General features: G+C 62.7%; 18 protein-coding genes and 1 tRNA gene. 7 read left to right on the forward strand and 12 right to left on the reverse strand.

All coding sequences use genetic code 11. From position 1 onward, the window contains the following. Window positions 1–75: 75 nt before the first annotated feature. Complete coding sequence (locus tag NO357_RS10475) at window positions 76–564, reverse strand: GNAT family N-acetyltransferase (protein WP_306735621.1); 489 nt, start codon at window positions 562–564, stop codon at window positions 76–78. Beyond that, window positions 561–1,175: an HD domain-containing protein gene (locus NO357_RS10480; RefSeq protein ID WP_306735622.1), complete on the reverse strand. Its 615-nt coding sequence runs from the start codon at window positions 1,173–1,175 to the stop codon at window positions 561–563. Before NO357_RS10480 ends, NO357_RS10475 begins: the two co-directional genes overlap by 4 nt. A gap of 234 nt (window positions 1,176–1,409) precedes the next feature. Between NO357_RS10480 and NO357_RS10485 the strand changes: the two genes are divergently transcribed. Beyond that, entirely contained in the window at window positions 1,410–1,715 is a 306-nt protein-coding gene (locus tag NO357_RS10485) for a hypothetical protein (RefSeq protein ID WP_306735623.1), read from the forward strand. Window positions 1,716–2,378: 663 nt separating this feature from the next. On the opposite strand, the gene NO357_RS10490 is transcribed toward NO357_RS10485, so the two are convergent. Continuing rightward, on the reverse strand, window positions 2,379–2,600 hold the full coding sequence (locus NO357_RS10490) for a hypothetical protein (protein WP_306735624.1): 222 nt from the start codon (window positions 2,598–2,600) through the stop codon (window positions 2,379–2,381). Between the two features lie 187 nt (window positions 2,601–2,787). Between NO357_RS10490 and ahcY the strand changes: the two genes are divergently transcribed. Continuing rightward, window positions 2,788–4,182: an adenosylhomocysteinase gene (gene ahcY / locus NO357_RS10495; RefSeq protein WP_306735625.1), complete on the forward strand. Its 1,395-nt coding sequence runs from the start codon at window positions 2,788–2,790 to the stop codon at window positions 4,180–4,182. A gap of 61 nt (window positions 4,183–4,243) precedes the next feature. On the opposite strand, the gene NO357_RS10500 is transcribed toward ahcY, so the two are convergent. From NO357_RS10500 to NO357_RS10510, 3 genes are read right to left on the reverse strand one after another with little or no spacing between them, the layout of a single operon-like run. Next, window positions 4,244–4,489, reverse strand: coding sequence for a thioredoxin family protein (locus NO357_RS10500; protein WP_306735626.1), 246 nt, complete (start codon window positions 4,487–4,489; stop codon window positions 4,244–4,246). An 11-nt stretch (window positions 4,490–4,500) separates the two neighbouring features. Continuing rightward, complete coding sequence (locus NO357_RS10505; protein WP_306735627.1) at window positions 4,501–5,553, reverse strand: permease; 1,053 nt, start codon at window positions 5,551–5,553, stop codon at window positions 4,501–4,503. Beyond that, complete coding sequence (locus NO357_RS10510) at window positions 5,550–5,840, reverse strand: ArsR/SmtB family transcription factor (protein ID WP_306735628.1); 291 nt, start codon at window positions 5,838–5,840, stop codon at window positions 5,550–5,552. The genes NO357_RS10505 and NO357_RS10510 overlap by 4 nt, the downstream gene beginning before the upstream one ends. Window positions 5,841–6,048: 208 nt before the next feature. On the opposite strand from NO357_RS10510, the gene NO357_RS10515 reads away from it, so the two are divergent. After that, entirely contained in the window at window positions 6,049–6,390 is a 342-nt protein-coding gene (locus NO357_RS10515) for a DUF2853 family protein (RefSeq protein ID WP_306735629.1), read from the forward strand. Window positions 6,391–6,457: 67 nt separating this feature from the next. On the opposite strand, the gene NO357_RS10520 is transcribed toward NO357_RS10515, so the two are convergent. The 6 genes from NO357_RS10520 to tsaD all read right to left on the reverse strand — a co-directional run bounded on the left by NO357_RS10520 (window position 6,458) and on the right by tsaD (window position 10,391). Beyond that, window positions 6,458–6,922, reverse strand: a complete 465-nt coding sequence (locus NO357_RS10520) for an MAPEG family protein (protein WP_306735630.1) — start codon at window positions 6,920–6,922, stop codon at window positions 6,458–6,460. 273 nt (window positions 6,923–7,195) lie between these two features. Continuing rightward, complete coding sequence (locus NO357_RS10525) at window positions 7,196–7,591, reverse strand: DUF1761 domain-containing protein (protein WP_306735631.1); 396 nt, start codon at window positions 7,589–7,591, stop codon at window positions 7,196–7,198. 54 nt (window positions 7,592–7,645) lie between these two features. Then, window positions 7,646–8,065 carry an EVE domain-containing protein gene (locus NO357_RS10530; protein ID WP_306735632.1) on the reverse strand — a complete coding sequence of 140 codons (420 nt, stop codon included), beginning with the start codon at window positions 8,063–8,065 and terminating at the stop codon, window positions 7,646–7,648. Beyond that, complete coding sequence (locus NO357_RS10535; RefSeq protein WP_306735633.1) at window positions 8,065–8,337, reverse strand: YciI family protein; 273 nt, start codon at window positions 8,335–8,337, stop codon at window positions 8,065–8,067. The genes NO357_RS10530 and NO357_RS10535 overlap by 1 nt, the downstream gene beginning before the upstream one ends. Then, window positions 8,338–9,300, reverse strand: coding sequence for an NAD(P)H-dependent glycerol-3-phosphate dehydrogenase (locus NO357_RS10540; protein WP_306735634.1), 963 nt, complete (start codon window positions 9,298–9,300; stop codon window positions 8,338–8,340). Then, window positions 9,297–10,391 carry a tRNA (adenosine(37)-N6)-threonylcarbamoyltransferase complex transferase subunit TsaD gene (gene tsaD, locus NO357_RS10545; RefSeq protein ID WP_306735635.1) on the reverse strand — a complete coding sequence of 365 codons (1,095 nt, stop codon included), beginning with the start codon at window positions 10,389–10,391 and terminating at the stop codon, window positions 9,297–9,299. The genes NO357_RS10540 and tsaD overlap by 4 nt, the downstream gene beginning before the upstream one ends. A gap of 73 nt (window positions 10,392–10,464) precedes the next feature. On the opposite strand from tsaD, the gene NO357_RS10550 reads away from it, so the two are divergent. From NO357_RS10550 to NO357_RS10565, 4 genes are all read left to right on the forward strand, one after another. Further along, window positions 10,465–11,181 carry a uroporphyrinogen-III synthase gene (locus tag NO357_RS10550; RefSeq protein ID WP_306735636.1) on the forward strand — a complete coding sequence of 239 codons (717 nt, stop codon included), beginning with the start codon at window positions 10,465–10,467 and terminating at the stop codon, window positions 11,179–11,181. A 55-nt stretch (window positions 11,182–11,236) separates the two neighbouring features. Next, window positions 11,237–12,565: a COG4223 family protein gene (locus tag NO357_RS10555; RefSeq protein ID WP_306735637.1), complete on the forward strand. Its 1,329-nt coding sequence runs from the start codon at window positions 11,237–11,239 to the stop codon at window positions 12,563–12,565. A 17-nt stretch (window positions 12,566–12,582) separates the two neighbouring features. After that, window positions 12,583–14,112 (forward strand): heme biosynthesis protein HemY, encoded by a 1,530-nt coding sequence (locus tag NO357_RS10560; RefSeq protein ID WP_306735638.1) that lies wholly within the window; start codon window positions 12,583–12,585, stop codon window positions 14,110–14,112. Window positions 14,113–14,171: 59 nt separating this feature from the next. Then, window positions 14,172–14,247, forward strand: a tRNA-Thr gene (locus NO357_RS10565). The last annotated feature ends 44 nt before the right edge of the window (window positions 14,248–14,291 follow it).

Genomic DNA, 14,291 nt, shown 5'->3' on the forward strand with positions numbered 1-14,291 from the left:
CGCGGGATCCGGCAGAGGATGCACCCGGTCGGTCACGACCCTGCCGCGCTATCATTGAGCGCGACGAGAAAGCCGCTACCCCAGGTCGTAGCGCTTGAAGACCTGGTTCGCCGTTTTGCCGTTGATCAGAGACACATTCCCGGGCCGCTTCCAGTCCTCAAACCCGCGTGACTGGTAATAGGCGAGACCTCCGGCGTTGTCCGCACGGATTGCGGCGTTGATCCATTCATAGCCCAGGGCCCGGGCGGCGGATTTCGTTGCCTCGAACAGTTGCGAGCCGATCCCCAGCTGGGTTTGTCCCGGCTTGACGAAGGTGGCGATGTCGCATGCATCCGTCGGCAGGTCGTCACGCGGGCCGATCCATTGGAACCCCAAAAGCGCGCCACCTTCGTCCTCGGCCACGTGCCAGGCTCCGCGCACACCGTCACCGGCCATCCAGTCTGACAGGAGTTCGGCCGAAACAGTCTCTGATAGAGCCGTGGTGCCGCCTTTTTCGATAATCGCGTTCAGTAGCTCGGCCATAGCCCGCGTGTCGGCAGGGGCCGCACGGCGGACATGGATCATCGTGCCGGTCCCATTTCGGCCAGAAGCGCCTCGTGTCGGGTGGTGAAATCGCGCCGCACTTCGACCGGCGGACGCAGATGGATGTCGAGTCCTTCGGTCAGCCGCGGATCGGGCTTGCCGAAGAACTTGTCGGCCTCGGCCCTGGTGAATCCTGCGATCTGTGTTGCCTCCATCCAGGCCGAGACCCGGTCGGCCGCCTTGATCTTCTTCTTCACCGCCACCGGTACCGCCGCCGGCAGACCGAAGCGGATATGGATCGCCGCACTCAACCGTTCGTCGAGCGCGCCATAGCCTGGTCCCACTGCTGCTTTCACCGGCGAAATCATGTCGCCGATCACGTATTCCGGGGCGTCGTGCAGCAGTGCCGCCAACCGCCATTTCGCCGCCGATCTCGGCTCTAACCTTGCAAAAATCGCCTCAACAAGCAGTGAATGCTCAGCCACCGAATATGGCCAGTCGCCATAGGTTTGCCCGTTCCAGCGCGCCACGAAGGCGAGGCCGTGGGCGATGTCCTCGATTTCGATATCCATCGGCGTGGGATCGAGCAGGTCAAGCCGCCGTCCCGACAACATTCGTTGCCACGCACGGGGTGGGGAAGATCTACCGGCCATTTTCCGCCATCCGTTAAGCTTGCCTCAGTTTTGCCACAATTCCGGCATGGGAAGACCACATTCCAGGCGCAGGTTCAACATGATCGGATCGCCAGCTGCCGGTGGTGACGTGCAAAAACATAATGAAGCCATATGCACAGCACCAAGATCCCAACAACAAGAAACAGTCGGGCGCGCCGGTCCATCCCTCCAGCCGGCGCGCCCCTGACAAACCGAGCAGCAAAGGGGAAAACGATGTTCAAGCGTCTGATCGCTGTTGGGCTTGGCCTTGGTGCGCTGGTTACCTCATTCCCGGCCCACGCCGAGGACTGCGCCGCCCGCGCGCATGTCGTGTCGCGCCTGCAACATGACTACGCCGAACAATTGACCGCCGGCGGGCTTCACGACACCGCCACCATGATCGAGGTCTGGGCCTCTCCCGAAACCGGAACCTTCACCGTGATCACCACCAGGGCCGACGGGATGAGCTGCATCCTGGCGACCGGCACGGACTGGATCGAACGTGGACCGGACGCGATGCGCCCAGGCATCGAGGGCTGACCACTCGCGGCAGGCGGCTCATTCGTAGAAGCAGATGACTTTGCCGAAACCGGGAGAGGTGCTCATGTTCGCTTCGAACATTGGTAGTTTCTGCGATCCCGAGGAGATATCCGGCAGCGTGTAGGAGCACGAATTCGAGTGCGACGACTGATCCGGTGCAAGGGTCGAGCCGTGCTAGGAAAAGCCAATATTCATCCGCTCGGCGCACGCGGTCTCGCCGAACCGCAGCCCGCTTAGGCTGATCGCGGCCAATGCATCCCGGCCAGCATCTGGAATCGGTGTGCCCTGGACGTTCAGTCCGATATCGATTTTCTGACCTGATCAAATAATTTCCGGCGGAGCGGTCCAGGCAATGGTGTAGCTGGTCTGATGACCGTAAAAGTCGCCGCTAGGGGTGACGCTGTGTGCACCGGCACCTTAGGAGATTTTGGCTTTCTCGCCCAGAACATACAGCCGATCGACGCCGGCAAACTGCATGCAGCGATCCGGATCGAAGGCTGTTTGTGTGACCGGTTGGGTCGAAAGACCTGCGGTATCGGATCCGGAAGTCGCGCCGGACGATGCGGAGCCGTCTGCCGATCCCTGCGACTGTGCGGCCATGTTTTGCAGATCGGAAATGTCCGCCTCGAGCCTGCGCCATTCCGCCAGAAGCAGGATGATCCTTTAGGCAGGTTCGGCCTTTTGCCGCGTCGCGAGATAGTTCGTAAATCCGCCGCGCTCTCCGGCCTTGGGGATCTGGACGAGAAAGGCCCGCCCCTTGGCCAGCCGGTCGCGCATCGACTGGATCAGGCCATCGCAGTCGGATGCCTCCGCAGACCCATCGAATCCGAACCGCGCCATGGCCATGGCGATGCACAGGGCTGAAAACCGTTGAAGCGTCTGCACTGAACCCTTCCGCTCTTCCGTGACGCAGACCGGTCCGAATGGATGAACTTCAAGGACAACAGCACTCATTGGTTTGTGTCACAAGGCGCGACGCAACGGACGCTCGGATCTGGCAGTGAGCGACATTGCCTGATCTGTTCCGGAATGATAACCCGCGGGCAACAGGACTTTCACGGAGGCACCCGAGGTGACCCAGGACTATATCGTCAAAGACATCAACCTGGCCGAGTTCGGCCGAAAGGAAATCGCCATTGCCGAAACGGAAATGCCCGGCCTGATGGCGCTGCGGGAAGAATACGGCGATGCGCAACCGCTCAAAGGGGCGCGGATCGCCGGATCTCTCCACATGACCATTCAGACCGCTGTTCTGATCGACACGCTGGTGGCGCTGGGGGCCGACGTGCGCTGGGCTTCGTGCAACATCTTCTCGACCCAGGACCATGCCGCTGCCGCCATTGCTACCGGCGGTACGCCGGTCTTCGCCATCAAGGGCGAAACGCTCGAGGAATACTGGGACTATGCCGACCGCATCTTCCAGTTCGAGGAAGGTGGCTGTAACATGATCCTCGACGATGGCGGCGATGCGACGCTTTACATTCTGATGGGCGCGCGGGTCGAGGAAGGGGAAACCGATCTGATCGAGACCCCGCAGTCCGAAGAAGAGGTGGCTCTCTTCGCCCAGATCAAGAAGCGGATGAAAGAAAGCCCGGGCTGGTTTGTCAAACAGCGCCACATGATCAAAGGCGTCTCCGAGGAAACCACCACCGGCGTGCATCGTCTCTACAAGATGATGGAAAAAGGCCACCTGCCGTTCCCGGCGATCAACGTGAACGACAGTGTCACCAAATCGAAATTCGACAACAAATACGGCTGCAAGGAAAGCCTGGTCGACGGCATCCGCCGCGCCACCGACACGATGATGGCCGGCAAGGTCGCCGTGGTCTGCGGCTATGGCGATGTCGGCAAAGGTTCGGCCGCTTCGCTGCGGGGTGCCGGCGCCCGGGTGAAAGTGACCGAGATCGACCCGATTTGCGCCCTGCAGGCGGCGATGGACGGCTTCGAAGTTGTCACGCTGGAAGACGTGGTCTCGACGGCGGACATCTTCATCACCACCACCGGCAACCGCGACGTGATCCGCATCGAACACATGCGTGAGATGAAGGACATGGCGATCGTCGGCAACATCGGCCATTTCGACAACGAAATTCAGGTGGCGGCGCTGAAGAACCACAAATGGACCAACATCAAGGACCAGGTGGACATGATCGAAATGCCGTCGGGCAGCCGGATCATCCTGCTCAGCGAAGGCCGTTTGCTGAACCTCGGCAACGCCACCGGTCACCCCAGCTTCGTCATGTCGGCCTCGTTCACCAACCAGGTGCTGGCCCAGATCGAGCTGTGGCAGAAGGGTGAGGACTACCAGAACGAGGTCTACGTGCTGCCCAAACACCTTGATGAAAAGGTCGCCAAGCTGCACCTCGACCGCATCGGCGTCAAGCTGAGCCAGCTGAGCCAAGAGCAGGCGGACTACATCGGCGTGAAGCAAGACGGGCCGTTCAAGCCCGAGCATTACCGGTACTGACTTCCGCGATCGCGCTCCGGGAATTTCGCCGCCGTCCTGAAATTCAGGGCGGCGGTTTTCTTTATCTCGCGTCGCTTAGCCAGCCCTCAAGCGCAGCGTCATCCGGCAGTCCGCCAGCGTGCACGAGCTTGCCATTGATCGAAATGCCCGGCGTAGAAACCACGCCGGCCATGGCGATGGCGGCATAATCAGTCACCTTCTCTACCGACACCTCGGCGCCCAGCTTTGCCGCAGCGTCGGCGACCATCTGCGCGGTGGTATCGCAGCGTTTGCATCCGGGGCCGTAGACTTTCACATCGATGGTCATGGAGCGTCCTTTCAGAAAAGCAGGTTGAACAGGAACCCGACGCACAGAATGCCCGAACCGACCACGCCGATGAAAACGGCGATCAGGCGGAAGGTCAGCACCTTGCGCAGGATGATCATCTCGGGCAGCGATAACGCGATCACCGACATCATGAAGGCCAGCGTCGTGCCCAGCGCGGCACCTTTGCCCAGCAGTGCTTCGACGATCGGAATGACCCCCGCCGCGTTGGTGTACATCGGAATTCCCAGCACCACGGCCGCCGGCACCGACCACCACGCGTCCGTTCCCATGATCCGTGCCATCAGGTCGGCGGGAACATAGCCGTGGATCAAGGCACCTATGCCGATGCCCAGCATCACCCAGATCCAGACTTTCGCGACAATGTCGCGCACCGCTTCCGTGGCCATTTCATAGCGATCAGGCCAGGTTAGAGACTGTTCCGGTAGCTCCGTCACTGTGCCGGACTGAATATCCCTGACCCAATCCTGCAACCAGCCTTCCAGCCGAAACCGGCCAATCACCCAGCCGGCAACTATCGCCAGAGCAAGACCGAATCCAAGATAGGTCAGCGCCACCTTCCATCCGAGCAGACCAAACAACAGCCCCAGCGCCACCTCGTTGACCATCGGCGCCGCGATCAGGAAAGAGAAGGTCACGCCCAATGGCACGCCGGCGGAAACAAACCCGATGAACAGCGGCACCGCCGAGCAGGAACAGAACGGCGTCACCACGCCGAGCCCCGCGGCCATCACGTTGCCCGCCCCCTCGACCCGGCCAGACAGAAGCGCCCGGGTCCGCTCAGGAGAGAAAAAGCTGCGCACCAGGCCCATCGCGAACACGATGAGGGTCAGCAACATCATGACTTTCGGCACGTCATAGAAGAAGAACGCCAGTGCTTCGCCGGCGTGGCTTTGACGGTCGACCGGCAGCAGAGCGACCAGCCATTCCGAGATCGGGATCAATTGACGGTATACCAGCCACCAGACAACCAACGCCGCCGCCAATCCCAGTGTCTGGACCATACCGGACCGGCGAACCGGAGGGAGTTCGGTTTGAGTGCTCATGCAGCCTTGCCCATATCTTCGGAGTCTACCGCCAGCACGGCATCGAGCACTGCGCGGATTTCCGGTGACAGATCGGGATCGAGGCGATAGCGAACCCATTGCGCATCGCGCCTGTCGCGCACCAGCCCGGCATTGCGCAGCACCGCCATATGCCGGGACATGCGTGATTGCGTCGCGTTCAGATGTGCCATCAATTCACAGACACAATGTTCACCGCCATCCGCCAGAAGCCGCACGGCTCCAAGGCGAGTCGGTTCGGCCAGGGCGGCGAGAATGGAAAGCACCAAGGGATGTCTCCTTTCCGCTTATGCGTATAGGCGCATGAGCGGACATGACACGAGGCGTTTTGACGCGCGCCGAAAGTGGCACGATCAGAAGGGGAAACCGCGGCAAGTTTTCCCTTTGTGCCTGCAGAATCAGGCGCTAGTCTTTGCCAAGCGCCGGATGGGGCTTTTTGTTAACGGGCGGAAACGCCAGACAGGTAGGAGAACACACATGGGTAAGCGCGACGAATTGATCGCAAAATATGCGGACGATCTGAAGAACAAGTGTGGCATGACGCCGGACATGGATCTGTTGACCAAAGTTACCATCGGATGCGGTCCCGCAATTTATAACGACGATGCCTCGACCGTCGCGGCCACGCAGGAAAGCGAACTCGAGACCGTGAAAAACAACTTCCTCGTTAAGAAGCTCGGCCTTGCCGACGGCCCGGCGTTGATGGACGCGATCAACTCGGTGCTCGACACCTACGGCCGCTCAGAGCGCAACAAGTACCGCGCCGTGGTCTATTACATGCTGGTCAAGCATTTCGGCAAGGAAGCGGTCTACGGCTGATCTTAGACTGCATATCTGCGAATGCGCCCGTGGCCGGATCGCCGCGGGCGTTTTTTGTTTGGGAGCTTCAGACAATCACGTTTGCCAGCACATAAAGCGCCATGGCGATCACGATCAGCGAACCGATTGTGTAAAATGTCGCGCGCACCTCGTGGCTCTTGGCCGTCGCGTAAGCATAGGCGTGAAGCAGGCGGGCGATGACAAATCCATACAGCAATACTTGCGCCAGCAGCAGGGGTGGAGAGACCGCGACGAGCAGGAGACCGGCACAAAGAAACGCCGGGATATTTTCCAGATCGTTGCGGTGCATCCGCCGGGAGCGGTCGACATAGTCATTGATATCGAGCTGTTCCGGCGAGGGCGATTTGTTCAGCAAACCTTCGCGCAGATCTTCGGGGCTGGCAAAACCGGCTTCGGATTTCATCATGCGGTACACTGTCATCCAGCCCTGACCCATGATCTTGAGAACCATGACCGACGCGGCAATCAGGTACGTGGCGAAGACCGGGTTTTCCGGTGAGAACAATTCCATAGCAACGCCCCTTTATTGTCGTTGGCTGACTCTACTCCGCATTGGCGATCCGTCAAAACGAGTAGTTCCAAAGGGGATTTGATTGGAATTTTAGAAACTAAGGATTTGTCGCCGCCGGTGTTTGCGCCTATTGTCGAGATACCGCGCCAGGATGGCCGGGCCCAGTTTGAAATCACGTGTGGTGCGTTGGGAGCACGTGGGGAAAACGGAGGGTTCCGGCCTGTTGACCGGCCCTCCGTTTGTTCTTTCGCGGCCGGTTTCTTGCGGGCCTTTTCAGAACAACTCCAGAACCAGCCCGATGATCCCGCAGCCGAAGGTGGCATAGCCACCGTCGATCAGAGACAATTTTGCCGGCCGGCCAGCGAAGGCATAGTTCGTCGCAATCCACGGCGCCGCAAGAAAAGCGCCGATACCCAGCCCGGAGACCAGCCCTTTCTGCACGCCCTCCACGCCCCCCAGCGCAAAGACATGCCGCATCATCCCGGCCACAGCCAGCGCGCAGACCAGCGCGATGACGTAGGGCATCAAACTGGCATTTTCCACCGGCCGGCCGTTTTCGTCGGCTTCAATTCCCGCTGCCGCCATCCACGGCCGGGCCAGGCTCATGTACCAAAGCGCCCCAAAGATATAGCTGGCCATTGCTGCGGCCAGCACATTGACAAGCTCCATGTCGTGCCCTCCCTCGCATCGTTTTCCGCCGGAACAGAGACTAAAAGGCGCCGTTCAGGCCGACACCCCGGCCATGCCGCATATGATCTGCCATTCCTCTTCCCTCACCGGCTGCACCGACAGGCGCGAATTCCTGACCAGTACCATATCGGCCAGCCGCGGATCCGCCTTGATCTGGTCCAGCGTCACCGCCGTCTCGACCGGCATCACTGCCTTGATGTCGACGCAGTCCCAGCGCGGATCATCGGTGGTGGAGTCCGGGTGCGCCTCGGCGATCACCTCGACGATGCCGACAATGCGCTTCTCGTTCACCGAGTGATAGAAGAACCCGCGGTCGCCCAGCTTCATCTCGCGCATGAAGTTGCGGGCCTGGTAATTGCGCACGCCATCCCACTCTTCGCCGTCCTCGCCCTTCTTCACCTGGTCTTCCCAGCCCCAGGTGTTCGGTTCCGACTTGAACAGCCAATAGCGCATCAGCCCAGCACCTTTTTCCATTCGACCAGTTCGACCGAGGCGAACAGTCCGGCCTTGGCATAGGGATCCCCTGCCGCCCAAGTTTCGGCCTCTTGCAGGTCGGTGACATCGAGGATCACCAGAGATCCGGCCATGTCACCGTTTTCGATCAGCGGTCCGGCCTGGAACACGGTCGTCCCCGAGCTTCTCAGATAGTCGACATGCGCCGGGCGGTTATCCATCCGGGTTTGCAGGGCGCCCGGCTTGTCGCGGGCAATCAGGGCAACCAGCATCTATTCATCCTTCAGAGGGCGTGACAGCAGCATGTCCATGGCTTGCCGCACATCCACCTGTCCGTCAAGAAGCGCGGTCACGGCGCCGGTGATCGGCATTTCGATCCCCAGCTCGCGTGCCCGGGCCAGCGCGGCCCGCGCCGTCGCCGCGCCTTCCACCGTGACATCCGTATCGAACGGTTCGCCTTGGCCCAGGCTGAGCCCAAAGCGGAAATTCCGGGATCCTTCCGAGGTGCAGGTCAGCGCCAGGTCGCCGAAGCCCGACAGCCCCGCCAGCGTTTCGGGCTTGGCGCCCAGCCGCAGAGCCATTCGCTGCATCTCGGCATAGCCGCGGGTCATCAGCGCCGCCCGCGCGCTGTCGCCCAGGCGGGCGCCGATCACCACCCCGCAGGCAATCGCGATCACGTTCTTCAATGCACCGCCCAGCTCGGCGCCGATGGTATCGGTGGTGCGGTATATCCGCAAATTCGGAGTCGTTAGAGACTGTTGAAGGGCTTTTCCGACTCGTTCATCGCGACAGGCCAGCGTTAGCGCCGTCGGCAAACCGTGGGCGATATCCGCCGCAAAGCTGGGGCCGGTCAGGATCGCCGGCATCGCCGTGGGCACGCAGTCGGATATGGTTTGTACCGGACCAACGTGAGTCTTCAGGTCCATTCCTTTGCAGCATGCCACCAGAGTACGCGCCAGGAAATGTTCGGCGTTGTCCTGCAGCAGATGCCGCAGCGTCTGCATCGGCACCGCCAGCAATATCACGGCCTCTGGCGGCACATCGTCAAGCCGCTCGATCGGCTCGACGTTATCCGGTAGGGGCACGCCGGGCAGACGAAGGACGTTTTCGCGAGCCTGGCGCAAGGCCTCGACATGCGCCGGATCATGCGCCCAGAGTTGAACCGAACCGCCGTTCCGCGCCAGCGACACGGCCACCGCTGTGCCGAACGCGCCAGCGCCAAGTACCGAGATCATGCCTTCGCCCCTTTCTTGCCTCCGCCCACGAGCGCCGGACTAGCCGTGTCGAGCGGCCAGCGCGGCCGCGCGGCAAGCGTCAAGTCATCGGTTTTACCTGTGGCGAACCGCTCCAACCCAGTATAAGCGATCATCGCGGCATTGTCAGTGCAGAGTGCCAGCGGTGGGGCGATGAAACGCGCACCGACGTCTGCCGAAACCGTCTCTAAACTTGCCCGAATTGCGGTATTTGCCGCCACCCCGCCGGCGACGGCCAGCACCGGTTCGGGCGGCTTGTCGGTCAGGTAGACCTCTAGTGCCCGCCGGGTTTTCTCGGCCAGAACATCGACAACTGCCGCCTGAAACGAGGCACAGAGGTCGGCGCGGTCCTGTTCCGTCAACCCGCCCTTGTCGGCAATCAAAGCGTCGCGGGCCCGCAGCAGGGCCGTTTTCAGTCCCGAGAACGAGAGATCGCAGCCTGGCCGGTCGAGCAGCGGCCGCGGAAAGGCGAACCGGGTTGGATCGCCGTTTTCGGCCTCTGCCTGCACCGACGGTCCGCCCGGTTGCGGCAGACCGAGGAGTCGCGCCGTCTTGTCGAACGCCTCGCCCGGGGCATCGTCGATCGTGCCGCCCAGCCGCGAGAAATCCTCGGGCCCGCGCACCAGCAGGAACTGGCAATGCCCGCCCGAGACGAGCAGCATGAGATAGGGAAAGCCGATCCCGTCGGTTAGCCTCGGCGTCAATGCATGCCCTGCCAGATGGTTGACCCCGACAAGCGGCAGGCCTGTGCCCGCTGCGATCCCCTTGGCGCACATCACGCCTGACAGCACGCCGCCAATCAGCCCCGGACCGGCCGTGACAGCAACTGCGTCAATATCGGAAAACGTTAAATTCGCCTGTGTTAGAGCCTGTTTTACGCAAATATCCAGCCTTTCGGCATGGGCCCGCGCGGCAATCTCGGGCACCACCCCGCCGAAGGCTTGGTGCAGGTCGTCTTGTCCCTGCACCACCGAGGCCAGCACTTGCGCCGCCCCGGGCCGACCCCGCACGACCGCGGCGGCGGTGTCGTCGCAGCTGCTTTCCAGCGCCAGAATGGTCAACGCGTCATCCATGGTCTTTCCATTGCAAGGACCCTGCCCCGCAGGTAACACCTCGGGGAGCCTGTTCACAACTCCGCTTGGCCCGATGCCCGCCATTCTCCTCACCCGTCCCGCGCCGGCCGCGGCGCAATTCGCCGCGACGCTGCGGGCGCGCCTGGGCGACGTCGTTATCGTCGTCTCGCCGCTGCTGGACATCGCATGGACCCCGGCGCCAGTCGTCGATGGTGTGCCGGTCTTCACCTCGCGACATGGTGTCGAAGGCTTCCTGCGCGCCGGCGGCCGCGCGGCTGGCGCCTGTTGGTGCGTCGGTGAGGCCACCGCATCTGCGGCAGCCAGGTCCGGCTTCACCCCGCGCTCGGCCCAGGGGGATGCCGCGGCCCTGGTCGCAGCGATTCTGGCAAGCGGTGACCCTGGCCCGTTCCTGCATGTCCGCGGTGCCCACACCCGTGGCGATGTGGCCGCGCGCCTGCGCGACGCCGGCCGAGCCGTGCAGGAGGCCGTGGTGTACGACCAGATCGCACAGGATTTGAACGTCGAGGCGCGCCAATTGCTCGAGAGTGAAAATCCGGTGATTGTTCCCCTTTTTTCGCCCCGAACCGCGGCGCAGTTTGCCGACAGCCACCACGGTATGGCGCCGCTTTTCGTGGCGGCTATGAGCGATGCGGTGCGCGATGCGCTTGGCGTCCTGCCGACGGTGCGCGTCGTTGTCGCCCGTCGCCCTGATATCAACGCCATGACGGATGCGGTGGAAGGACTGTTCGACGCAGCCCTTCAGCTTGAGGGCGCGCGGGACGCAAAGTAAGATCAAAGCTGTCGCGCATCGGCGCGGCGGTCAGGATTCGGGAAAGGTGGCACAGGTGGCGCGCAAGACAAAGAAAGCCGAAACGTCGAAACCCGAAGCGGAAAACCCGGCCGAATCGGTCGAGACCAACGGCAGCGATACGGCCACCGAGACGCCGGTGACAGACACCCCGGGCACCGAGGTCGAAGACGCCGAGATCATCGAAGAGATCGCGCCGCCCGAACCCGAACCGTCCGAAGAGGCACCGACGGTCGAGCCACCCGAAGAAGAAAAAAAGGCACCCGAGGTCGCCGAGGATGACACGGCCGAGGGCGTTGCCGAGGAAACACCGGATGCGGCGCCCGACTCCGAGGCCCGATCTGGACCGGACACGACCGACCGGGCGGATGCCCCGGCACCGGTGCCCCAGCCCGAGCAGGTGGTGATCCGCAAAGGGGGATTCTTGCCGATGCTGCTCGGCGGGGCTGCCGCCGCCCTCATCGGCTTCGGGGCCGCCCGCTATGTTCTGCCCGAAGGTTGGCCGTGGCCCGGTGCCAGGGACGACGCCTTCGAACAGGCGGTCGCCGCCCGGCTCGACGCCCAGGACACCGCGGTGGCCGAGGTCAGGGCCGCCATCCCGGTGCTCCCGGATCTTTCCCCGCTCGAAACCCGGATCGCCGAGTTCGAACAAGCACTGCAGGATGCGCTGACGGCGGTTCAAAGTGCGAGTGCCCGGCTCGATACGCTCGAGGCGCAGCTGACCGAGCTGGAAAAACGCCCGATGACCGAGGCGGTTTCGCCGGCCGCCGTTCAGGCCTATGAAAATGAACTCAAGGCGTTGCAGCAGGCGGTTGCCGCCCAGCGTGCCGAGATCGAGAAACTCGCGGCCGAGGCGGCGCAGAAAGAAGCCAATGCCGAAGTGACGGCGCAGGAGGCGATGCTGCGCGCCGCGCTCAACCGCATTCAGACGGCGCTCGACGCCGGCACTGGTTTCGCCGATGCTGTCGATACGCTGCGGGCAGCCAATGTTGCCTTGCCGGATGTGCTGGTGCAGACGGCCGATGCCGGCGTTTTCACCCGGGCCGAACTGGCCGATCGGTTCCCCGCGGCGGCGCGGGCCGCGCTCTCGGTGGCGCGCCAGCAGGAAAGCGGGGGCGGCCTGGGTCGGTTCCTGGCCAACCAGCTCGGCGCGCGGTCGCTCGAACCGCGCGAAGGCGACGATGCCGACGCCGTGCTCAGCCGGGCCGAGGCGGCAGTGCGCGATGGCCGCATCACCGATGCCCTGGCTGAACTCGATGCCCTGCCTGAACCTGCCCGCGCTGAAATGGCCGATTGGCTGTCGCGCGCCCGAAACCGTCTCGATGCGCTTGCCGCCGCGGAAACGCTTGCCGCCCAGTTGAACTGAACCCGAGGATACCCTGAATGCTTTGGTCGCTTGTCAAGATTGTGCTCTTCGTTGTCCTCGTCGCGGCCGCGACGCTGGGCGCCGGGTATCTTCTGGAAATGGAGGGCGGCGTGCGCATCGCCTTCGCCGGGCTCGAATTCAACCTTTCGCCGCTGATGACGGTGATCGTGCTGATCGCCTTCGTGGTTGCGGTCTGGCTGTTCTTCAAGCTCGCCAATCTCGCCATTGCAGTCTACCGCTTTCTTAACGGCGACGAGACGGCGATTTCTCGCTATTTCAACCGCAATCGCGAGAAAAAGGGCTTTCATGCATTGTCCGAGGGCATGGTCGCGCTGGCCGCGGGCGAAGGCCGGCTGGCGATGGCCAAGGCGGCCAAGGCCGAGAAATTCCTGCAAAAACCCGAACTGACCTCGCTGCTCACCGCCCAGGCGGCCGAGCTTGCCGGCGACAGGCGCAAGGCGGAAGAGGTCTATCGCCGGTTGCTGTCTCATGACACCACCAGATTCATCGGCGTCCGCGGGCTGATGAAACAGCAGCTCGAAGCCGGCGATACCGACAAGGCGCTGAAATTGGCGAAATCGGCTTTCGCGCTGAAGCCCAGCCATGTCGAAACCCAGGATGTCCTGCTCAAGCTTCAGGCTGGCAATGCCGATTGGAAAGGCGCGCGGCAAACGCTCGATGCCAAGCTGAGACACGGAAGCCTGCCGCGCGACGTTCACAAGCGTCGTGAGGCGGTGCTGGCGCTCAGCGAAGCAAAGGGAATCCTCGAAGAGGGCGCCTCGGTCGAATCGCGTGAAGCGGCGATCGAGGCCAATCGCCTGTCGCCCGACCTTATTCCCGCTGCCGTGCTGGCGGCGCGCGGCTATATCGAGGATGGCAAGCCGCGCTATGCCACGCGAGTGCTCAAGAAAGCCTGGGAGGCCCGGCCGCATCCCGACCTTGCCGCCGCCTTTGCCGCCATTGTCCCCGATGAAACCCCCGCCGCGCGGCTCAAGCGGTTCCGCCAGCTGACCAAGCTGCACCCGGACAACCGCGAGTCCAAGCTGCTGCTGGCCGAACTCAACATCGCCGCCGAGGATTTCCCCCAGGCCCGCCGCGAGCTTGGCGATCTGGTCGAGACCGATGCGGATGCGCGCGTACTCACCATCATGGCCGCCATCGAACGCGGCGAAGGTGCTTCGGACGCGGTGGTCAAGGGCTGGCTGGCGCGGGCGCTGTCGGCGCCGCGCGGGCCGCAATGGGTCTGCGACAGTTGCCATCACATCCATGCCCAGTGGGTGGCGGTCTGCGAAAACTGCGGCGCGCTTGACACGCTCAGCTGGACATCTCCGCCCCAGGCCGAGATCGCCATGCCGGCCGGGACCGAGATGCTGCCGCTCATCGTCGGGGCGCTTGAGGAGAAGTCCGCGACCGAAACCGACGAAGAGATGCACGACGCACTCGAGGATGAGGTCACCAGCGAAACACCCGTGGAAACCGCCGAGTCGGAAATCGTTGATGCCGAGGAAGTATTGATGGAACCCGCGCCCGAACCTGTGAAAAAATAGGTCTTCCCCAACTCCGGGCGCGATGCTATAGCCCCGCTTCACACGGGCAAACGTCCCGGGCCGCTGTAGCTCAGCTGGTAGAGCACGTCATTCGTAATGATGGGGTCGGGGGTTCGAGTCCCTTCAGCGGCACCACTTCTTTTCCAGAGCTTTAGTCGACTGAAACGGACAGCCAGACC

The sequence above is a fragment of the Marimonas arenosa genome, assembly GCF_030848945.1.
Classification (GTDB): Bacteria; Pseudomonadota; Alphaproteobacteria; order Rhodobacterales; family Rhodobacteraceae; genus Marimonas; species Marimonas arenosa.